Origin of the sequence: Actinoplanes missouriensis 431 (genome assembly GCF_000284295.1) — a bacterium.
Classification (GTDB): Bacteria; Actinomycetota; Actinomycetes; order Mycobacteriales; family Micromonosporaceae; genus Actinoplanes; species Actinoplanes missouriensis.
Window position 1 is genome coordinate 3967589 of the sequence record NC_017093.1, and the last position, 19878, is coordinate 3987466.

The 19878-nt window shown below is 72.6% G+C and carries 15 protein-coding genes and 1 pseudogene; 13 read left to right on the plus strand and 3 right to left on the minus strand.

Annotation, left to right across the window (positions count from 1 at the left end; genetic code table 11):
• Nucleotides 1–117 precede the first annotated feature (117 nt).
• The 6 genes from AMIS_RS18620 (at nucleotide 118) to AMIS_RS18645 (ending at nucleotide 9944) form a co-directional block, all read left to right on the plus strand.
• Complete coding sequence (locus tag AMIS_RS18620) at nucleotides 118–999, plus strand: LLM class F420-dependent oxidoreductase (protein ID WP_014443896.1); 882 nt, start codon at nucleotides 118–120, stop codon at nucleotides 997–999.
• Nucleotides 1000–1307: 308 nt separating this feature from the next.
• Nucleotides 1308–2297, plus strand: a complete 990-nt coding sequence (locus tag AMIS_RS18625) for a Ppx/GppA phosphatase family protein (RefSeq protein WP_014443897.1) — start codon at nucleotides 1308–1310, stop codon at nucleotides 2295–2297.
• A 77-nt stretch (nucleotides 2298–2374) separates the two neighbouring features.
• Entirely contained in the window at nucleotides 2375–3292 is a 918-nt protein-coding gene (locus AMIS_RS18630) for a formylglycine-generating enzyme family protein (RefSeq protein ID WP_014443898.1), read from the plus strand.
• A 105-nt stretch (nucleotides 3293–3397) separates the two neighbouring features.
• Nucleotides 3398–3838: an Hsp20/alpha crystallin family protein gene (locus AMIS_RS18635; RefSeq protein WP_014443899.1), complete on the plus strand. Its 441-nt coding sequence runs from the start codon at nucleotides 3398–3400 to the stop codon at nucleotides 3836–3838.
• A 146-nt stretch (nucleotides 3839–3984) separates the two neighbouring features.
• On the plus strand, nucleotides 3985–6963 hold the full coding sequence (locus AMIS_RS18640) for a hypothetical protein (RefSeq protein WP_014443900.1): 2979 nt from the start codon (nucleotides 3985–3987) through the stop codon (nucleotides 6961–6963).
• Nucleotides 6960–9944, plus strand: a complete 2985-nt coding sequence (locus tag AMIS_RS18645; RefSeq protein ID WP_014443901.1) for an FtsX-like permease family protein — start codon at nucleotides 6960–6962, stop codon at nucleotides 9942–9944. The genes AMIS_RS18640 and AMIS_RS18645 overlap by 4 nt, the downstream gene beginning before the upstream one ends.
• 94 nt (nucleotides 9945–10038) lie before the next feature.
• Here AMIS_RS18645 and AMIS_RS18650 read toward each other — a convergent pair.
• Nucleotides 10039–12156: pseudogene (locus tag AMIS_RS18650) on the minus strand (catalase); the annotation flags it as partial.
• 72 nt (nucleotides 12157–12228) lie between these two features.
• On the opposite strand from AMIS_RS18650, the gene AMIS_RS18655 reads away from it, so the two are divergent.
• Both AMIS_RS18655 and AMIS_RS18660 read left to right on the plus strand, forming a co-directional pair.
• Nucleotides 12229–13077 (plus strand): P1 family peptidase, encoded by an 849-nt coding sequence (locus AMIS_RS18655; protein WP_014443903.1) that lies wholly within the window; start codon nucleotides 12229–12231, stop codon nucleotides 13075–13077.
• A 350-nt stretch (nucleotides 13078–13427) separates the two neighbouring features.
• Nucleotides 13428–14432, plus strand: a complete 1005-nt coding sequence (locus AMIS_RS18660) for a TIGR03617 family F420-dependent LLM class oxidoreductase (RefSeq protein WP_041831008.1) — start codon at nucleotides 13428–13430, stop codon at nucleotides 14430–14432.
• 13 nt (nucleotides 14433–14445) lie between these two features.
• Here AMIS_RS18660 and AMIS_RS18665 read toward each other — a convergent pair whose 3' ends face one another.
• The gene (locus AMIS_RS18665) at nucleotides 14446–14826 is read right to left on the minus strand and encodes a DUF427 domain-containing protein (RefSeq protein ID WP_014443905.1); all 381 of its coding nucleotides are present in this window, start codon (nucleotides 14824–14826) and stop codon (nucleotides 14446–14448) included.
• 47 nt (nucleotides 14827–14873) lie between these two features.
• Here AMIS_RS18665 and AMIS_RS18670 point away from each other — a divergent pair, with 47 nt between their 5' ends.
• Nucleotides 14874–15329 (plus strand): aminoacyl-tRNA deacylase, encoded by a 456-nt coding sequence (locus AMIS_RS18670; RefSeq protein ID WP_014443906.1) that lies wholly within the window; start codon nucleotides 14874–14876, stop codon nucleotides 15327–15329.
• A 17-nt stretch (nucleotides 15330–15346) separates the two neighbouring features.
• Here AMIS_RS18670 and AMIS_RS18675 read toward each other — a convergent pair whose 3' ends face one another.
• Complete coding sequence (locus AMIS_RS18675) at nucleotides 15347–16201, minus strand: SDR family oxidoreductase (protein ID WP_014443907.1); 855 nt, start codon at nucleotides 16199–16201, stop codon at nucleotides 15347–15349.
• An 85-nt stretch (nucleotides 16202–16286) separates the two neighbouring features.
• Here AMIS_RS18675 and AMIS_RS18680 point away from each other — a divergent pair, with 85 nt between their 5' ends.
• From AMIS_RS18680 to AMIS_RS40655, 4 genes are all read left to right on the plus strand, one after another.
• The gene (locus AMIS_RS18680; protein ID WP_014443908.1) at nucleotides 16287–16664 is read left to right on the plus strand and encodes a winged helix-turn-helix transcriptional regulator; all 378 of its coding nucleotides are present in this window, start codon (nucleotides 16287–16289) and stop codon (nucleotides 16662–16664) included.
• Between the two features lie 9 nt (nucleotides 16665–16673).
• Nucleotides 16674–17018: a UBP-type zinc finger domain-containing protein gene (locus tag AMIS_RS18685; RefSeq protein ID WP_014443909.1), complete on the plus strand. Its 345-nt coding sequence runs from the start codon at nucleotides 16674–16676 to the stop codon at nucleotides 17016–17018.
• Between the two features lie 110 nt (nucleotides 17019–17128).
• Nucleotides 17129–18688 (plus strand): methyl-accepting chemotaxis protein, encoded by a 1560-nt coding sequence (locus tag AMIS_RS18690; protein WP_041829891.1) that lies wholly within the window; start codon nucleotides 17129–17131, stop codon nucleotides 18686–18688.
• A gap of 88 nt (nucleotides 18689–18776) precedes the next feature.
• Nucleotides 18777–19850 carry a GGDEF domain-containing protein gene (locus AMIS_RS40655; protein WP_014443911.1) on the plus strand — a complete coding sequence of 358 codons (1074 nt, stop codon included), beginning with the start codon at nucleotides 18777–18779 and terminating at the stop codon, nucleotides 19848–19850.
• Nucleotides 19851–19878: the final 28 nt, after the last annotated feature.

A 19878-nucleotide genomic window follows, 5' to 3' on the forward strand; every position in this document is an offset into this window, starting at 1 on the left:
CACGCATGGCTCATGTGTGTCAACACGTGGCTGAATCGGGCGCCGACCGGGGGAGTGCGCCGAGTGGGGTTGAGCCGCCGGGCCGGTGTCCGCGATCTTGTCCGATAGGTTGGCAGCATGAGCATGCGTTTCGGGGTTTTCGTCCCCCAGGGCTGGCGCAACGATCTGGACGAGATCGCGGACCCGGTCGAGCAGTACGAGGCAATGACACAGGTGGCGAAACTCGCCGACGCCGGCCCGTGGGATTCCGTGTGGGTGTACGACCATTTCCACACGTTCCCCGAGCCCACGATGAACACCACGTTCGAGGCGTGGACGGTCAGCGCCACGCTGGCCCGCGACACCAGCCGCGTCAACATCGGGCAGATGGTCGGCTGCAACGGTTATCGGCACCCGGCGCTCTATGCCAAAATGGCGTCCACCGTGGATGTGGCAAGTCGCGGCCGCCTTTACGCCGGTCTCGGCGCCGGGTGGTACGAGCACGAGTGGAAAGCCTACGGATACGTTTGGTCCGAGGTCCCCGAGCGGATGGCCGCATTCCGCGAGGCCGTGCAGATCGTGCACAAGATGTGGACCGAGGACCGGCCCGTCTTCACCGGCAAGCACTACCACATCGACCAGCCCATCAACGAGCCGAAGGGCGTCCGCAAACCGCATCCGTCGTTCTGGCTCGGCGGCGGCGGCGAAAAGGTGACGCTCAAACTGGTCGCGCAATACGCCGACGGCTGCAACCTGGGCAACGGCGACCCCGAGGTGATCGCCCAGAAACTGGCGGTCCTGCGCCGGCACTGCGACAATCTCGGCCGCGATTACGACCGCATCAACAAGTCGACCAGCCTGAATCTGACGCTGAACGACACGACCGCCGACATCAAACGCAAGGTCGAGCAGATCGCCGGGGCCGGCGCCGATTACGTCATCGTCTACTTCCCCCGGGTGGCCTACGACCACGAGCCACTGCTCCGCTTCGCCGAAGAGGTCGTTCCGCAATTCTCATAAAACCATTTCCGGTACGCGTGACAGAAGTCCCCGAGAAGCCGCGCGGCCATTCCGCCCACGCCGGGCCGTCCGGCGAGTTTCGCTATCGGTGCAGGGGCACGCCCGCGACCCCCTGCCACGCCGGGCCGCAGCGCGGCCCCGGGCAGGGGCCGGGGCGTCGGACGGCGGCACCGTGTGGCGGGTGCGTCACGTCTGGGGTGGAAGCGCCTCACTCGCCGGATAGACTTGCGTCTGCGCCTCACCGATTGTGTGAGGCGTTTCGCATGTTGACCAGGTGAGGGTGGACTGATTTTGGGTAGGCGGCGCCGATGCGGATAGCTGTGCTCGACGTCGGATCCCAGGCGGTCAACCTCGTCGTCGGCCGGAGTGGTTCCGGGCCGGACGCCAAGACGGTGCACTCCTGGAAGCTGCGGACCCGCGTCGCCACCTGCATCGCGCCGGACGGCACCATCGACACGGACGGCCGGGCGCGGGTCGCTGCCGCGGTCGCCGAGGCGTCGAAGTACGCGCGGCAGGCCGGCGTCGAGGAGATCTTCGCGTTCGGGACGGCGGCGATCCGTGACTGCGCGAACCGGGATCGGGTGCTCGACCAGATCGAGAGTGAGTCCGGGATCCGGCTCGGGGTGCTCTCCGGGGTCGAGGAGGCCGAGCTGACGTTCCTGGCGGCGCGCAGCTGGCTGGGTCCGAAGGCGGGGCGGATGCTGCTGCTCGACATCGGCGGCGGCACACTCGAGGTCGCGTCCGGCAAGGCCCAGCTGCCCGAGTCGGCGTTGTCGCTGCCGCTCGGCGCCGGCCGGATGACCAGGGAGTTCCTGCTCGACGGGGATCCGCCGTCGAGTGCCGCGGTGCGACGCCTGCGCCGGCACGTGCGGGACCAGATCCGCGAGGTGATCGTGCCCGGTGACTGGCCGGAGCCGCGTACGGTGGTGGCCGCGTCCCGGACGTTCTATCAGCTGGCCCGCCTCACCGGGGCCGCTCCGATGCGGCACGGCGCACGTCAGTCGCGGCACGTGCAGCGCAAGCCGCTGCGGAAGTGGATCGAGCGGCTGTCCCGCCTGCCGAGCGCCGAGCGGCAGCGCCTGCCGGGCGTGTCGCCGCACCGCGCGCACCAGATCCTGGCCGGGGCGATCATCGCCTACGAGCTGCTCACCGCGTTCGGCGAGAGCAGCGCCCGGATCTGCCCGTGGGGTCTGCGCGAGGGCATCCTGCTGCGCCGCCTGACGGACGAGTCCTGGTCGGCCGGCGGCGCGTCGTGGTGGCCGGCCCCGTGGTCCGCCCGCTGCCTCACGCCGGCGTAAAAGCAGCGCCAAACGGAGAAACCGCCCGAACCAACCCGGCGACAGCCCCGCCACGATTCCTACTTATCCTAGCGAGTATGGACTGTTGCACCCCGTCGGCCGGAAGGCCGTCCACCCCCGTCGCCGCACCACCGCCCGGCTCCGGCGACCACCGGATCGAGCAGGTCTCCGTGCCCGCGCAGACCTTCGCGATGGGTGACGCCCACGGCGACGGGGCACCCGGCGACGGCGAGCAGCCGGTCCACGACGTCCGCGTCCCCGCGTTCACCATCGACGCCACGTCGGTGACGGTCGCCGACTTCCGGTCCTTCGTCACCGCGACCGGTTACCGCACGGACGCCGAGCAGTACGGCTGGTCCGCCGTCTTCCACCTCGCGCTGACCGACCCCGATCAGGTGATCGGCCAGATGCAGGGCACCCCGTGGTGGCTGGGCGTCGAGGGCGCCGACTGGGCACACCCGGGCGGCCCCTCCGATGTGGCCGCCGACGACCACCCGGCCGTGCACGTGAGCTGGAACGACGCTCAGGCGTACTGCGCGTGGGCGGGCCGCCGCCTGCCGTCCGAGGCGGAGTGGGAGTGCGCTGCCCGGGCCGGGCTGCCGTCGCGGCGATACCCGTGGGGCGACGAGCTGCCGGCCGCCGGTCACGCGCTCAACATCTGGCAGGGCAGCTTCCCGGCCGTGAACACCGCCGCGGACGGGTTCGTCACGACCGCCCCGGTGCGGACGTTCCAGCCCAACGGGTACGGCCTGTGGCAGCCGGTCGGCAACGTCTGGGAGTGGGTCGCCGACTGGTTCTCGCCGGCGTACTACGCCGCAGCGCCGGTCGAGGACCCGCAGGGACCGCCGGACGGCACCGCGAGGGTGATCCGCGGCGGCTCCTACCTGTGCCACGACTCGTACTGCAACCGCTACCGCAACGCCGCCCGATCGTCGAACACGCCGGACTCCTCGACCGGCAACACGGGCTTCCGCACCGCCTCGAGAAAATCTTGAGGAAACGGTTGGCACTCACCCCCGTACAGTGCTAAAAAATGTCTTGTCGCCACAGGTCAGAGAGCTGTCGGAGGGCCCGGCAGCTGTGTGTGAGGAGGTGGATCCGTGGTGCTGACGTTTGATCCTTTCCGTGATTTCGACCGGCTCGCCGGGCAGATGCTGAGCGCGCCCGTCGCGGGTGCGGCCGCCACCGCGATGCCGATGGACCTCTACCGCTCCGGCGACCACTTCGTCCTGCACTGCGACCTCGCGGGCATCGACCCGGGCTCGGTGGCGGTGGATGTCGACGGCCGGGTGCTGACCATCCGGGCCGAGCGGTCCGCGCGTACCGACGCCGACGTGCAGTGGGTCCGCAGGGAGCGGGTCACCGGCACCTTCGAGCGCCGTCTCACGCTGGGCGAGGGTCTCGACCTCGACAAGATCTCGGCCACCTGGCAGGACGGCGTCCTCACCCTGACGATCCCGGTGGCCGAGGCGGCCAAACCGCGCCGCATCGAGATCACCACCGGCCGGGCGCCCGCCCTCGAGGGCGTCACCACCAGCTGATTTCCCCCGCACATGATCGGGCCGGCGGTGCGCCGGCCCGATCGTCGTCTATATCGGAGGGATAACGGTCTGCGGCGGCGGGACAGACGGGAGCCGCGCGCGGCGTGAGGCTGTCCTCAGAGGACGACACGGGGGAGCGCTGCCGCATGTTCAGAATCGTCGCCGGGGCCGTGCGGTTCCGTGCGGCGCAGGCCCTCACGCTGCTGATCCTGACCGCCCTGCCGGCCACGGTCGCCGCCGCCGCGCCCTGGTACGTGCGGCTCGCCGACGCCCGGACCGCGGAGGCGGCGATCGGCGCGGTGCCGGCCGGCGACCGCATGGTCACGGTGCATCAGGCCGGCGACGGCTCGGCCGGCGATCCGGTCCTCGCGCTCGACGCGTTCCGCGACGCCGTCGCCTCCGCCCTGCCGATGCCGGGCGCGCAGCCGGTTCTCGGGCTGGCCCTGCGCAGCACGATCGACATCCCGGGTGGCGGCAGGGACCAGGTGGGGGTCGTCTCCCGGGACGGGTTCTGCGATCAGGTCCGGCTGGCCGGGCGTTGCCCGGCACAGGCCGGGGAGGGGGCGCTCTCCACGGAGACCGCACGCCGATTGGGGGTACGGGCGGACGACCGCGTCACCGTGCGGGCCAACCCGGAGTCCGCCCCCGAGCCGATCACGGTGACCGGGATCTACCAGCTCGCCGACCCGTCCGCCGGATACTGGGCGGACCCGCTGTTCCGGGCCGGGAGCGGCCTCGACCCGATCTTCACGGTCCCCGCGACGTTCTCCGGCGGTGCGCTCGGCCCGCCGACGCTGGCCTGGGCCGCCGAGCTGCCCGTGCCGCTGCTGCGCGGCGACGACGGATACGACCTCGGCGAGGTGGTGGAATCGGCGGGCGGGTTCTCGGTCACCGACCCGACCGGTCCGCTGCGGGCGGCGTTGTCCGGGGAACGCGAACGGCTGGTCCGCGGCGTCCTGCTGGCCGTGGTGCCGGTGCTGCTGCTGGCCTGGTTCGCGATCGGTCTCGCCGGGCGCTACACCGCGCGGGACCGCCGCCGGGACGCCGGTCTGCTGAGGCTGCGCGGCGTCACCCGCACCCGCCTGCACGCCCTGCTGGCCTGCCAGGAGACCCCGGCCGTCCTCGGCGGCGCCCTGCTCGGCCTGATCGCCGGCCCGGTCGCCGCCACCCTGCTCACCGGCACTCCACCGACCCTCGACCAGGCACCGGCGGGAATGACGGGCGCGGCGAGCGCCGGGCAGGGGGCCTGGGACGCGGGCGCCGCGCTGCTCTCCGCCGGCGCGGCCGCCACCGTCGCCGTCGTCACCCTGCTCACGCTGCTCGTCGCGGATCTCGCGCTGGCCCGCGCTCCGGTCGCCACGCTGCTGCGGCGGGTCACGCCGGCCCGGCGTGGCTGGGCGGCCGGCCTGGTCGACGTCCTGCTCGTCACGGTCGCGGTGGCGGCCGCGTACCAGGCGCGCTCGCCCAGCCCGGACGCCGGTGTCGGCGCTCTCGCTCCGGCGGCGGTCGCGGTCGCCGTCGCGGTGCTGCTGGCCCGCCTGATCGCCCGGGCAGCCGACCGGGGCGGCGGCGCCGCGCTGCGGTCCGGGCGCCTCGGCGCCGGCCTCACCCTGGTCCGGATGTCGCGGCAGCCCGGCGCTGATCGGCTGTTCGCGCTGACCGCCGCGGCGGTGGCGCTGCTCGCGGTGGCCCTCGGCGCGGCCGGCGCGTCCCGGGCGGCACGCCTCGACCGGGCCGCCGCCGAGCTGGGCGCCGACCGGGTGCTGACCGTGCGCGCCGCGAACTGGACCGCCCTGACCCACGCCGTGCGGGTGGCCGACCCGTCCGGCCGGTACGCGGCCGCCGCCGTGATCGACCGCGGTGGCAACCCGCCTCTGCTCGCCGTCGACGCCACCCGCGCCCCGGCGGTCGCCGCCTGGCGCCCCGAGTACGGTCCGGAGCCCGTCCCGCAGCGGGCCACCACCGAGCCGCTGCGGGTCGACGGCGCCCGCCTCGCGGTCCGGCTGGACAACGGCCGCGCGATCGCCGCCTCCCTCGAGGCGGTCCTGCGTGCCGAGGACACCGGTGCCACCGTTCGGGTGCCGTTCGGCCGGATCCCGCCCGGCGAGCACACCGTCACCGCCGGGGTGACCGGCTGCGCGGCCGGCTGCCGCCTGGTCCGCTGGGAGCTGCCCACCCTGCCCGGCCCGGACGGCGCCCCCGACCGCGCGCCGGTCACCCTGCACGAGCTCCGGCAGCGCGGCCCGGACCGGACCCTGCTCACCCCGGCCGCGTTCGCGGACAGCACCCGCTGGCGCACCGCCGTCGGCGGCGCCGGCCTGGAGCTGGCCGGCGGACCGGACGGCCTGGCCCTCGCGGCCGCTCCCGGCGAGGGCGGCGGCACCAGCCGGGACACCGTGTACGCCGCCGACACCGCCCTGCCGCTCGCCGTCTCCCTGGCCGGCCCGGCGCCGGCCACCTGGCGCTTCGACGAGTCCCGCCTGGAACCGGCCGGTGTCGGCGCGGTCCCGGTCCGGGTCACCGCCACCCCGGCGGTGCTGCCGGTCCTCGGCGTGACGGGCGTCCTGGCCGACCTGAACGCCCTGCGCCTGGTGGCCGGCGACGCGGCGCCGGGCGGGGTGACCCAGGTTTGGCTGGCCCCGGACGCGCCGGAGTCCGTGGTGGACGCGCTGCGCGGAGCCGGTCTCACCCTGCTCGCCGACGACTCGGTTCGCGAGCGGGCCGGCCGCCTGCCCGCCCGTGGCGCCACCGCCGCCGGACCGTTCGCCCTGCTCACCGCCGTTGTCGGGGTGCTCGTGGCGGCGGCGGTCACGGCGGTCGCCGCCGCCGTCGACCGGGAACCGCGCCGGGTCATGCTGCGAGCGCTGCGCGCCCAGGGGCTGTCCCGCCGGACCGCGGCGGCGACCCGGAACACCGGCACCGCGGCGATCGCGCTCTCCGGGGCGGGCGGCGGGGTGCTCGCCGCGATGCTGGCGCGGTGGGTGACCGGGATACCGGATTCGCTCTTCACGGACGGCTGGCGGCTTCTCGCCGTACCGGAGATGCTGGGTCCTGTTCCGCTGCTGACCGCCGGGCTGGCGGCGCTCCTGGTGCTCGCCGTGACCGGCTGGACGGCGGCCCGATGATCGCGCTGGTGCTGACCATGGTGTGGGCCCGGCGCGGGCAGGCGGTCGTGCTGGCCCTGCTCACCGCGCTGGCGGTCGCCCCGGCGGTGGCCGCGCCGGCCTACGTGCGCGCCGCTGACCGGGTCGTCGCGGCCGGTGAGGCTGCCGCCGCCGACCTGCCGGAACGAACCGTCACGATCGGGTTCACCGAGAACGCCGGGCAGATCGGCGATCCGGCCACCGACGGCGGCGGCCAGGTCAACCTGTCGTCGACCGGCGGCGCGCTGGTCTCGCTGCCCGGTTTCGACTACGTCTACGCCGCCGAGTACCCGACCGTCGGCATCGAGCGGGACGACCGGTACCGCACCCGGCTGGTCTACCGGCAGGACGCCTGCGCCCACCTGCGGATGGTGACCGGGCGCTGCCTGATCGGCGCCGGTGACGTCGTGCTCGGCGAGCAGACCGCGGCCCGGCTCGGCCTGGCCGCCGGTGACTCGATCGCGCTGAGCTCCGCGACGTTCGTCGCCGATCCCGAGTTCCAGATGTACGTGGCGGACGGCGCCCCGAAACGGCTCTTCGTGGCCGGGATCTATACGGTTCCCGAGCCGGCCGCCCTCTACTGGGGACGGCAGGGCTACTTCGCCGCGGATCCCGGTGACCGGCCCGGCGAGCCGGCGTTCGTCGGCCTGGGCTCGATGTCCACGATGCAGCGCCGCAACGTGCAGGTCACCATCGACGGCTCGGCCGGGCCGGGCGCGATGGGCGTGGACCGGCTGCCGGCCGTGCGCGCGGCTCTGGACCAGCTGCACCGCGACGTCGCGGACCTGGGCGGCGGCCTGACGCTGACCACCGCGATGCCGGCCCTGATGCACCGCATCGACGCCGGCCGGGAGGCGGTCCGGGCCATGGTCCCGGTCCCCGCCCTCGCGCTGATCCTGCTCGCCTGCCTGACCCTGTTCCTGGTCGTCGGCTACGGCGCCGAGGCCCGCCGCCCGGAAGCCGCGGTGATCGCGCTGCGCGGCGCCCGCTGGTGGCATCGCTGGTGGCTGGCGACCGGGGAGAGCCTGGTCGCCGTCCTGGCCGGTGCGCTGGCCGGCGTCGTGGGCGGCCAGCTGCTGGTCACGGCGGCCGTCGCGGTGCGCTATCCGGGGGTGGGGGCGGATCCGGATCCGGCGTCGCTGAGGTACGCGCCGCTGGCCCTGGCCGCCGCCGCGCTGACCGTGGTGCTGGCGCAGCGCCGCCCGCTGCTGCGTCCGGTCGCCACGCTGCTGCGCCGGGCGCCGCGTCCCGGCCGGGCCGCCGGGCTGCTCACCGACGTGCTGGTCGCCGCCCTGGCCGCGGCGGCCGTGGCCCAGCTGCTCGCCGGCGGTGGCGTGGCCGGGGCCGGGGCGGCGGCGCCGGCGCTGGTGATGGTGGCGGGCGCGCTGCTGGTGGCCCGGGCGCTCGGCCCGCTCGTCGCGCGGTTCGGGCGGCGGTCGATCACGCGGGGCCGGCTCGGCAGCGGGCTCGCCGGGTACCAGCTGTCCCGGCAGCCGAGGTCGGTGACGGTCTTCGCGGTGCTCGTCGCGTCGGTGGCGGTGAGCGGGTACGCCGCGTGCGCGGCCGACGTGGCGTCCCGCGGCCGGCAGCTGCAGGCCGGCCTCGGCACCGGCGCCGACCGGGTGCTGACCGTGGCGCCGATCGGGCGGACCCGGCTGATGAACGCGGTCCGCGCCGTGGACCCGGACGGCGTCCGGGCGATGGCCGTGGTCCCGATCGTCACGCCGGAGAGCGAGCGCCCGGCCCTGGCCGTCGACACCACCCGGCTCGCCGCGGTCGCGGCGTGGCCGTCCGGATCGGACCCGGCGCGGGTCGCGGCGTCGCTGCGCCCACCGGCGCCGGACCCGGTGGTGCTGCGCGGCGCCGACGTGGCCCTGGACCTGACCGCCGCCGAGTTCCGGGCCGGCAAGGCGGTCAGCCTGGACGCGGTGCTCACCCCGCTCGGCGGCGAGCCGGACGTCGTCACGCCGATGGGGGTGCTCCGGGACGGGCGGCACACCTACCGCCAGCGGCTGCCGCAGTGCATGGCCGGCTGCCGGCTGAACGCGCTGAAGATCGCCGGTGGCGCCGCGGTCCTCGACGTGACCGGGGTGATCACCCTGCACGGGCCGGCCGCGGGCGGCGGCGATCCGGCCCGGTGGCGGTCCTCGCCGGGCGGCGAGCTGTCGGCCGGCCCGGACGGGCTGCGGATCGCGCTCACCGGTCTGGAGGGCCTGCCCGAGGGGGTGATCGTGCAGCCGGTCAGCACGCCCTACCCGCTGCCGGTGGCGATCGCGGGCGGCGGGCGGCCAGGCACGATCACCGGCCTGGACTACCGGAACATCCCGATCACGATCGCCGCCCGGCTGCCCGCGCTGCCGTCCGCCGGGAGCCCCGCCGTCCTGGTCGACCTGGAGTACGCGGACCGGCTCGCCGCCGACGGCGCCGCGGCGACCGGCGCGCAGGTCTGGCTGTCGGCCTCGGCGCCGGACGACATCGTCGCCCGGCTGAGCGACCAGGGGGTGAAGGTGGTCGGCGACGTCCGCGCCGAGCAGTTGGCGCGGCGGCTGGACCGGCAGGGACCGGCCGTCGCGATCGGCTACTTCGTGCTAGTCGCGGTGCTGGTCGCCGGCCTGGCGGCGGGGGTGCTGGTGCTCACGGCGGCGGTCGACCGGCAGCGCCGGGCCGAGGACCTGGCGGCGCTGCGGGTGCAGGGGCTCGGTCGCCGGGAGGCCCGGGGCGCGGTGCTCTGGGCGTACCCGTGGATGGTGGTGCTCGCGGTGGTCGCCGGGACGGCGGTCGCGCTCGGAGGGTGGGCATTGACCGGCTGGGCGCTGCCGCTCGCCGGGCTGGAGCCGCCCCCGCTGCCGTTCCCCGGACGGCCCGGCGTCGCCCCGCTGGCGCTGACCGCCGGCACGCTGCTGATCGTGCTGCTCGGCGCGGCGATCCCGGCGGCCCGGGGAGTGCTGCGCCAACTCCGATGAACGCGCGCCCCCGACCAGGAGGCCGGGGGCGCGGTCGTCGCTTCACCTGTCAGAGCGTCAGGAGCCTGTCAGAGCGTCAGAGCCTGTCAGAGCGTCAGGAACCCTGGGAGGATGCGGCCGGCTTGAGCAGCGGCATCCGCTCCCAGGCCCGGTGCTTGCCGAGCGCGGCGGCGAGCTGCTCCGCGTACGCCTTACCGGCGTCAGCGCTGCGCAGGATGCCCGGGGCCGCCGGGTCGATCCCGGCCGTGAGCAGCAGCTGCTCGCCGTCACCCCAGGCGCCGATCGCCTTCGCGTGCCGGAACGCCTCCTGCAGCAGCACCGTGGCCTGCAGGTCGACGAGCTTGCCGGCGCCACCGGCGATGACGATCGCGTCGAACTCCACCGACCGCGCGGTCTGGAACGTCCGCTCGACGATCTCCTTGCCGTCCAGGATCCCGCCGATCGGGGCGATCACCCGCAGCACCACGCCGTGCGCCTTCATCGCGGTGCGCAGCGAGTCGATCCCGTCCAGGTCGGCGCCCGGACCGGCGATCACGCCGACGATCCGGCCGGTGATCGGCCAGACCCGGTCGGTGACCTGGGCGAGCGCCGGGGACGGCACGACCTCGGCGGGCGTGGTGTCCTGCGGCGCGGGCAGGCCGAGACCGGCGGCGACCTTGGCGGTCAGGCCGGCGTCCACCTTGGCGAGGACGGTCAGCATCCGCTCCCGGATCGGCGTCTCGTAGCACTTGCCGAGCTCGAACGTGAACGCCTCGACCATGTGCTCCTGCTCCACCGGGCTGAGGCTGTGGTAGAAGAGCGCGGCCTGGGAGTAGTGGTCGGCGTAGCTGGCCGGGTTCTCCCGGATCTTCTCGCCCTTGACCGGCTTCGGCAGGTGGACGTAGGCGCCCTTGTCCGGCGGGGTGGCCTCCGGCGCCGCGCCGTTGCCGAGACTCGTCGGCAGGTAGGGGGCGATGCCGCGGTGCACCACGCTCTGGTGCATGCCGTCGCGCAGGTTGTCGTTGACCGGCGCGTGCGGCCGGTTGATCGGCAGCTGGTTGAAGTTCGGCCCGCCCAGCCGGCTCAGCTGGGTGTCCAGGTAGGAGAAGAGCCGCGCCTGCAGCAGCGGGTCGTTGGTGACCTCGATGCCGGGGACCAGGTTGCCCATGTGGAAGGCGATCTGCTCGGTCTCGGCGTGGAAGTTGTCGGTGTTGCGGTTCAGCACGAGCTTGCCGATCGGCTGCACCGGCGCCAGCTCCTCCGGCACGATCTTCGTCGGGTCGAGCAGGTCGATGCCCTGGAACGTCTCGTCCGGGGTGTCCGGCATGACCTGGACGCCCAGCTCGTACTCGAAGAACAGGCCGGCGTCGATCGAGTCGGTCAGGTCGCGGCGGTGGAAGTCCGGGTCGACACCCGCGGCGATCTGCGCCTCCTCCCACGCGAGGGAGTGCACGCCCGCCACCGGCTTCCAGTGGAACTTGACGAGGGCCGTCTCGCCGGCCGCGTTGACCAGGCGGAACGTGTGGACGCCGAAGCCCTCCATGGTCCGGTACGACCGGGGGATGGCCCGGTCCGACATCGCCCACATCACGTGGTGGGTGGCCTCGGTGTGCAGCGAGACGAAGTCCCAGAACGTGTCGTGCGCGGTCTGCGCCTGCGGGATCTCCCGGTCCGGGTGCCACTTCGCGGCGTGGATCAGGTCCGGGAACTTGATGCCGTCCTGGATGAAGAAGACCGGCATGTTGTTGCCGACCAGGTCGAAGTTGCCCTCGTCGGTGTAGAACTTGGTCGCGAACCCGCGCGTGTCACGCACGGTGTCGGCGGACCCGCGGGAGCCGAGGACCGTGGAGAACCGCACGAAGACCTCGGTCTGCTTGTTCTTCTCGGCGAGGAAGCCGGCCCGGGTGATGGAGGCGGCGTTGCCGTACGCGGTGAACACCCCGTAGGCGCCGGTGCCACGCGCGTGCACCACCCGCTCGGGGATCCGCTCGTGGTCGAAATGGGTGATCTTCTCGCGGAGGTGGAAGTCCTCCATCAGGGTCGGTCCCCGCGTGCCGGCCTTGAGGGAGTGATCGGTGTCCGGCAGCCGCACACCCTGACCGCTCGTCAGGTACTCGCCGGTCTGCAGGCCGCGTTCGGGCGCGAGCGAGGCCTTCAGGGGCGTCGAGTCGGCAGGGTCGAGCGCGGCCGGGCTGGGAAGTGTCGGTTCAGGCATCGCTCTCTCTTTCCGGGCGTCCGTATGTGATCGCGATGCCCTGCATACCCACGAAAAACCGGACGGAACGTCTGCGTAGGGTCGAGATTCATGAAACCGCAACTGCTGACCGCGTGGGCCGGGCACTGGACCGGTGACGGCACCGGCGTGACCGTGATCCTCCCGCCGCCGGGCACCGTCGGTTCCGGCGAGGTGCGCGGCGGAGCCCCCGCCACCAGGGAGTTCGCCCTGCTCGACCCGATCCGGACGGTCGACCGGGTGGACGCCGTGGTGCTCTCCGGCGGCTCCGCGTTCGGCCTCTCCGCCGCCGACGGCGTGATGGAGGTGCTGCGCGCCCGCGGCCTGGGCTTTCCCACCCCGCTCGGCCCGGTCCCCATCGTCGTCGGTATGTCGATCTTCGACGCCTCGGTCGCGGCCACGCCACCCACCGCGTCGGCCGGCCGCGATGCCGCGCTCGCCGCCTTCCGCGGCGACACATTCACATCGGGTACGGTCGGAGCAGGCGCCGGCGCAACATCCGGCAAATGGCGGGGCGGCGTGGCGCCCGGCGGTCTCGGCGTGGCACACGGCCGCTGCGGCGACGCGTCGATAGCGGTGGTGGCCGTGGCGAACCCGTGGGGCGACGTGATCGGCGCCGACGGCAGTCCGCTGTTCGTCACCGGCGGAGGCGGCGAGCCGGTGTCCGACCCGTTCGGCATGACCAACACGACGATCGCGGTGGTGCTGACCGATGCGGCCCTGACCAAGACGGAGTGCCAGTTGCTGGCGCAGAGCGGGCACACGGGTTTCGCGAGGGCGTTGTACCCGGCCCATTCGCGCTTCGACGGCGACGCGGTGGTGGCCCTCTCCACCGGCGATCTGACAGCCGACCTGGACATGCTGAGAGTGGTGGCGGCCGACGTGACAGCAGCCGCCATCCGCGCGGCCGCCGACCGTTGACGACCCCGGCGGCGCCACGGGCCGGTCCGCCGGAACGGGGCACCGTACGATCTGGGAGCGCGGGCGATGTTCCACCCATGCTCCTCGCCTTTCTGCTGATCGTTCCGGTGCTCTGCGTCCTGAGCGGAGCGGTGTTCCGGCGGACTGTTCCCGGCTCATCGGGATGGCGGCCGGCCTCCGAACAGTCCCGGCTGGCCTTCGGCGGGTCGGCGGGGTCCGGTGGCGCCGGACCACTGACGGGGCCGGCGGCGGGCCGCGCCGGACCGCGCCCGTCAGGTGCGCAGAGCCACGGGACGGATTAAGTGCGGTTGGTGAGGCGGTGCGCGTACCCGTTCTGATAGTCATTAATGATGTTGGTTGACTTCGCCGCGCCGGTCGCGGCCTCACCGGCCGAGGCAGAGACGGCCGCCGTGTCGGCGGAGCAGGTCGGCTATGACGGATTCTTGGCGGCCGAGACCAAGCACGACGTCTTCACGACGCTCGCCCTCGTCGCGCGCGCGACCTCCCAGATCAGCCTGCAGAGCGCGATCGCCGTCGCTTTCGCCCGGAACCCGATGAATGTCGCGGTCCTCGCCAACGATCTCCAGCTGATCAGCGAGGGCCGGTTCCGGCTCGGGCTCGGGTCGCAGGTCAAACCACACATCGAGCGACGCTTCGCGATGCCGTGGAGCCGCCCGGCCGCGCGGATGGAGGAGTTCGTGGGCGCGCTGCGAGCGATCTGGCACTCGTGGGCGACCGGCGACCGGCTGATGTTCCGCGGCGAGTTCTACAAGCACACGCTGATGACCGACTTCTTCAACCCGGGACCGAATCCGTTCGGCAATCCGCCGGTCGAGGTCGCGGCGGTCGGCGAGCGGATGATCACGACGGCCGGGCGCGTGGCGGATGGTCTGCTCGTGCACCCGCTGACCAGTCCGGCATATCTGCGGGGGCGGATCCTGCCGTGTCTTCGCGACGCGCGCGGTGGCAGCCTCGACGGGTTCACCCTGCAGATGAGCGCCATGGTGGTGCTCGGCGCGGACCCGGCAGCGCGGGCCCGCGCCGAGCAGGCGGTACGCGGGCAGATCGCCTTCTACGCGTCCACTCCGGCCTACCGTCCCGTGCTCGAGCTGCACGGATGGGGCGATCTCGCGGACCGGCTCACCGCGCTGTCACGGCGCCAGCAGTGGGGGGAGATGGCCGCGGAGATCACCGACGACGTGCTCGACGCGTTCGCGGTGGCGGGCGACGCGGCAGCGGTGGCCGCCGGCTTGAAGGACCGCTTCGGTACGGCGATTGATCGCGTTTCGCTGTATACGCCGTACGAGGCGGACCGCTACCAGATCGCCGCCGTCCGATCCGCCATCCGCGCGTGAGCCGCCGGCGACCCTAATCGCGCGTGACGTCGATCGAATCCACCCGGTCCGGATAGAACGCCACGTGATTGGTGATCGGCGCGACCGCGTCATACGGCGCGGTGTACTCCCAGATCGCATCCACCGACTTCTCCCCGCCGGCCGGGATCGAGTAGTACCCGGCCTCACCCTTGTACGGGCAGTAACTCGTCGTCGCGGTCCGCTCCAGCAGGGACTGATCCACGTCGGTCAGCGGCACATACCGCACCGGCGGATAGTTCGCCTCCTGCACCAGCAGCGCGTTGCGGGTGTCGGCGACCACCTTGCCGGCGACCGTCACGACGACCCGGTCGGTGCTGGGCTTGATCGTGATCGGGTGGTCCGGTCCTGGCTGCAGCCGCGGCTTCCCGGTCATGGCTTTCCCCTCTCGTCGATGCTGTTCGAGCCTATTACGCTGATCTTGTGTCGACCCCCGCGATCGAAGCCGCAGCCGCCGCCGGAATCCCCCACGAGGTGGTCCGTCACGGGCCGGTGAGCAGCGTCGAGGAGGCCGCCCGGGTGCAGGGTGTCGAGGTCCGTGACCTGGTCAAGACGCTTGTCGTGCGCCGGGCCGAGGGCGAGTACCTGTTCGTGCTCGTCCCCGGCGACCGGTCGATCTCGTGGCCGAAACTGCGCACCCTGCTCGGTGTGAACCGGCTCTCCATGCCGGACGCCGCGACCGCCAAGGACGCCACCGGTTACGAGCGCGGCACGATCACGCCGTTCGGCTCGGCGACGGCGTGGCCGGTGATCGCCGACGAACGCACCCGGGGGCGGACGATCAGCCTCGGCGCGGGGGAGCGCGGCCTGGGACTGCGGGTCGCGGCTGACGCCGCGATCAAAGCCCTTTCCGGTACGTTCGCCGACGTCACCGATTAGCCCTTGAGCGCTGCCGCTCAGCCCTTGAGCGCTGCCGCGACGGCGTCGGACAGCGGCGTCACCGGGCGGCCGATCAGCTTCGCCAGGTCGTCGCTGCCGGTGTCCAGGTGTCCGTCGACGATCAGGCCGTCGGTCTCCGCGAGCATCTGCGCGTAGCCGTCCGGCAGACCCGCGCCGACCAGCACCTTCTGATACTCGGCGACCGGCAGGTTCTGGTACGACACCGGCTTGCCGCTCTGCTTCGCCACCTCGGCGGCCAGCTCGGACATGGTGAACGGCTCGCCGCCCAGCTCGTAGACGCCAGGGTTGCCGGCGAGCAGCACCGCAGCCGCCGCCTCGGCGTAGTCGGCCCGGGTGGCGGCGGCGATCCGGCCGTCGCCGGCGCTGCCCGCGATGGCGCCGGTGGCGAGCGCCCCGGCGATGCTGCCCGCGTAGTTCTCGGTGTACCAGCCGTTGCGCAGCAGCGCGTGCGGGATGCCCGTCGCGGCCAGCTTCTCCTCGGTGCCCTTGTGCTCGGGGGCGAGGCCGAGCGGGCTGCTGCCGGCGCGCAGCAGGCTGGTGTAGGCCACGAAGCCGACGCCGGCTGCCTTCGCCGCGTCGATCACGGCGGTGTGCTGCGGGAGCCGCTTGCCCACCTCGTTGCCGGAGATCAGCAGGAGCCGGTCGACGCCTGCGAACGCGGCGGCCAGGGTCTCCGGCCGGTCGTAGTCGGCCTCGCGCACCTGCACGCCGCGCGCCGCGAGGTCGGCGGCCTTGGCGGTGTCGCGCACCGTGGCGACGATGTCGCGGGGGGTGGCGCCCCGCGCGATCAGCGCGTCGACGACGAGGCGGCCGAGGTGGCCGGTGGCACCGGTGACGGCGATGGTGGTCATGGGGAGCTCCTTCTGGGTGAGTGCTGCGTTGAAGCATGCACTAACTTTTTGAAAGTGCCAACTCCGAGACGGTATCGTCTTTCTCATGAGCGACCCGGTTGATGACCTGATCCCGAGCGTCTTCGCCCGTGACTGCGCGTCCCGGGGCGTGCTGACCGACGTGACCGGCCGCTGGGGCACCCTCGCTCTCGCCGCCCTGCACGAGGGGTCGTTCCGATTCAACGCGCTGCGCCGCAAGGTCGACGGCGTGAGCGAGAAGATGCTCGCCCAGACGCTTCAGTCGCTGGAACGCGACGGCCTGGTCCGGCGCGAGGTGCAGGCCACCATCCCGCCGCGGGTGGAGTACAGCCTGACCGATCTCGGACAACGCGTCGCCGCCCAGCTGGTAAACCTGATCGAACTGCTGGAGGGTGAGATCAACACCATGCGAGCGGCGCAGGAACAGTACGACGAGCTGAGATAAGTTTCGGTCGTGAGCACTTCTATTCAGACCGACGTCCCGCCCTCCGGCACCGGCTGCGCCGAGTGTCTCGAGACCGGCGGATGGTGGTTCCATCTGCGCCGATGCGCCGAGTGCGGCCACATCGGCTGCTGCGACACCTCGCCGTCCCAGCACGCCACGGCCCACTACCGGAGCACCGGGCACCCGATCATCCAGTCCTTCGAGCCGGGAGAGGACTGGTTCTGGGACTACGCGACCGAGGAGGCCGGCAGCGGTCCCGAGCTCGCCCCGCCGACCAGCCGGCCCGAGTCGCAGACGGTCCCCGGACCGGCCGAGGCGGTTCCGGCGGATTGGCGCAGCAAGATCCATCGGTGACGTAGGATCAGATCGTCTGCTTTCGAACTTCCTGTTCTCCGAAACTTCAGCCCTCAGATGCATCCGTGCGTGGCCGATGGAACGTGCGTCGGACCATGGATGGAGGGCAGATGCGCGGCTTACAGAACATCGGCACAGCCAAGAGGCTTGGTGCCATCGTCGCCACGGGCGCCATCGCCCTCGGGGCGATGGCAACGATCACGTTGACCGGCCAGGACAGGCTGGCCGACCAAGCCGAGGAGATCCGCAGCCTGGAAGCCGGCCTCGCCGCGCTCAACCACCTGAACAACAGGCAGAGCGAGCTCAAGGTCGACGCGTACCGGTCCGCCCTCGGGCACGACGTCAGCGGTGACGTGAAGGACGACGTGCAGTCGGCCGTCGAGGCCGCCGACGCGGTGGTCACGTCCGGTCTGCCGTCGTCCATCGTGACCGAGTTCAATGGCTACCGAGGCGACTTCGACGACTTCAACACGTTCATCAGCGAGTTCGTGACGGCCGGTGTGGCCGACCCGTCCTCGGTGGTGAACCGCACCGACGAGATCGCCGAGCGCAACGACACGACCGACGGCGAGCTGGACAAGCTGACCGAGACGGTGGAGACCCAGGTCGAGGCGCAGAAGGCCGAGATGGCCAGCACCAAGTCGTCGGTCCGGAACACCGCGATCATCGTGGCGCTCCTCGCGCTGGCCCTGCTGATCGGCATGGCGGTCCCGATGGTCCGCTCGATCCTGAACCCGATCCGCAAGCTCGGCGTCGTGATCGACGCCCTGGACCGGGGTGACCTCACCGTGCGCAGCGGCATCACCAGCCGCGACGAGCTCGGCACGATGGCCGCCGGCCTGGACCGATCGCTCGACAAGGTGCAGACCTCGATGCAGACCATCGCCAAGGACGCCGACAAGCTGGCGACCGCGTCGACCCAGCTCGCCGCCGTGTCCGGCCAGATCGCCGACGCCGTCGACAACACCGACCGGCAGAGCAGCTCGGCCACCGTCGAGGCCGACGAGATCTCCCGCAACGTGCAGACCGTCGCCGCCGGCTCCGAGGAGATGGGCCTGTCGATCCGCGAGATCTCCCGCAACGCGGCCGACGCCGCCCAGGTCGCCTCCATCGCGGTCTCCGAGGCCGCTTCCGCCTCCGAGGCCATCCGCAAGCTCGGCGAGTCGTCCGCCGAGATCGGCAACGTCATCAAGCTCATCACCAGCATCGCCGAGCAGACCAACCTGCTCGCCCTCAACGCCACCATCGAGGCCGCGCGGGCCGGCGACGCCGGCAAGGGCTTCGCGGTCGTCGCCTCCGAGGTCAAGGACCTGGCCCAGGAGACCGCCCGCGCCACCGAGGACATCGGCTCCCGGGTGAACGCCATCCAGCAGGACACCGGTGGCGCGGTCGAGGTCATCAACCGCATCTCCGAGGTCATCGCCCAGATCAACGACTTCCAGACCACGATCGCCTCGGCGGTCGAGGAGCAGACCGCCACCACCGGCGAGATGGCCCGCAGCATCGCCGAGGTGGCCGCCGGCTCCAGCCGGATCGCTGCCAACATCAGCGACGTCTCGTCGGCGAGCGCGGCCACCGTCGGTGGCGTCGCGCAGACCCGCGAGGCCAGCGAGGAGGTCTCGCGCACCGCTGAGGAACTGCGCGGCCTGGTCGGCGCGTTCAAGTTCTAATTCTTCCGGTACGGAGTAAGAGCCGGTCGCCCGTCAGGGCGGCCGGCTCTTTTCTCATACCGTCGTCCGCTCTGCCGATGAGGGGCGTATGCGGACCGCGATCGACGACTCACTCCGGTCCCGTCGCCGCACCATCGAGACCGCCGCCCTGGTGTCCCGCAGCATCGGACTGATCTACACGATCGTCTACGTGGCCGGGGTCGGCAGCTGGGCACCCCCGCACATCAGCTCGGGGATGCAGGTCGTCTGCTGGCTCGGCATCGCCGCGATGTCCACGGCGAACGTGCTCGCCTGGTTCGGGCGCCGCCGGCCGCAGTCCCGCTGGTACTCCCCGTTCAGCGCCGTGCAGATCGCCCTCGACACGCTCACCATCGTGGCGTTCGTGGTCGTCTCCACGCGCGAGACCTCGCAGGCCACCTGGCCGTTGCTCGGCCTCACCATCACGATCGCCGCGATCCGGCACCGCCTGCTCGGTGCCGTGCTGGTCTACCTGGTGACGACCGTGGCGTTCGCCGTGATGGCGCCGGAATCGGCTCGGCACGACATCGCCTTCGTCGCCGGCATCGACCTGATGCTCGCCGTGATCACCGGAACCCAGTCGACCGCCTTCTCCCGGCAGCTCCTCACGTTGCAGGAGACCCGGCAGGCGCTGCACCACCAGGCCCACCACGACGCGCTGACGGGTCTGCCCAACCGCAGCCAGCTCGCCGAGTACGCGGCGTCGCGCTCCGGGCAGCCGATGGCCGTGCTGCTGCTCGACCTGAACGGGTTCAAGCAGGTGAACGATCATCATGGGCACGCGGCGGGGGATCAGCTGCTGCACGAGGTCGGTGTGCGGCTGCGTGGGGCGCTGGGCGCCGGGGGCCTGGCGGATGATCTCTCCGACGACGGCCGCGGCGATCTCGCCGGGCGTCTCGGGGGCGACGAGTTCCTGGTGCTGCTCCCGGACGCGGACGCGGACCGGGCCGCGCAGGTGGCCGGCCGCATCCGCGAGGCGATCCGCCGCCCGATCCGCATCGCCGGGGACCGCGAGGTGACCGTGGGGGTGAGCATCGGCGTGGCCCTGCGCCCGGCCGGTGCCGACACGACTCTCGACACGCTGACCGCAGAGGCAGACGGCGAGATGTACCAGGAGAAACGCGCCCGCAACCTGGCCGCCTGACCGCTCCCGGGTGCGCCACTCGACCCGT

Bases quoted from the DNA above. Each gene is read 5' to 3' on its own strand.
- AMIS_RS18640 (WP_014443900.1), top strand. From the start codon at position 3,985: ATGTTCAGAATCGTCGCCGGGGCCGTGCGGTTCCGTGCGGCGCAGGCC.
- AMIS_RS18690 (WP_041829891.1), top strand. From the start codon at position 17,129: ATGCGCGGCTTACAGAACATCGGCACAGCCAAGAGGCTTGGTGCCATC.
- AMIS_RS18665 (WP_014443905.1), bottom strand. From the start codon at position 14,826: ATGACCGGGAAGCCGCGGCTGCAGCCAGGACCGGACCACCCGATCACG.
- AMIS_RS18660 (WP_041831008.1), top strand. From the start codon at position 13,428: ATGTTGGTTGACTTCGCCGCGCCGGTCGCGGCCTCACCGGCCGAGGCA.
- AMIS_RS18675 (WP_014443907.1), bottom strand. From the start codon at position 16,201: ATGACCACCATCGCCGTCACCGGTGCCACCGGCCACCTCGGCCGCCTC.
- AMIS_RS18655 (WP_014443903.1), top strand. From the start codon at position 12,229: ATGAAACCGCAACTGCTGACCGCGTGGGCCGGGCACTGGACCGGTGAC.
- AMIS_RS40655 (WP_014443911.1), top strand. From the start codon at position 18,777: ATGCGGACCGCGATCGACGACTCACTCCGGTCCCGTCGCCGCACCATC.
- AMIS_RS18630 (WP_014443898.1), top strand. From the start codon at position 2,375: ATGGACTGTTGCACCCCGTCGGCCGGAAGGCCGTCCACCCCCGTCGCC.
- AMIS_RS18620 (WP_014443896.1), top strand. From the start codon at position 118: ATGAGCATGCGTTTCGGGGTTTTCGTCCCCCAGGGCTGGCGCAACGAT.
- AMIS_RS18645 (WP_014443901.1), top strand. From the start codon at position 6,960: ATGATCGCGCTGGTGCTGACCATGGTGTGGGCCCGGCGCGGGCAGGCG.
- AMIS_RS18680 (WP_014443908.1), top strand. From the start codon at position 16,287: ATGAGCGACCCGGTTGATGACCTGATCCCGAGCGTCTTCGCCCGTGAC.
- AMIS_RS18625 (WP_014443897.1), top strand. From the start codon at position 1,308: ATGCGGATAGCTGTGCTCGACGTCGGATCCCAGGCGGTCAACCTCGTC.